This is a genomic window from Blautia sp. MCC269 (assembly GCF_018785655.1).
Lineage (GTDB): Bacteria > Bacillota > Clostridia > Lachnospirales > Lachnospiraceae > Blautia_A.
The window spans coordinates 1-239 of record NZ_WQQE01000084.1; the positions used below are offsets into that span (position 1 = coordinate 1).

Annotated in this window: 1 pseudogene; it reads left to right on the forward strand. The window is 54.4% G+C overall.

Annotated elements, in window-relative coordinates:
- Nucleotides 1–239: pseudogene (locus GPK88_RS17600) on the forward strand (virulence-associated E family protein); the annotation flags it as partial.

Here is a 239-nt window from a genome sequence, read left to right on the forward strand (position 1 = left end):
TTAGAGGGGACGCAGAAAGGCGGCGTGAAGAACAGCATCCGAAACTGCCTGACGGTGTTCCAGCGTGACCCTCTGTTTCGTGGGGCGCTGCGCCTGAACCTTTTGACGGAGCAGATTGACATTGTGAAGCCGTTGGGCTGGGAGCGCACCAGTACCACTCTGACCGACATGGACATGAACTACCTGCTTTTGTATCTGGAAGAAAATTACGGGCTTACCAGCGAGAAAAAGGTGCAGAG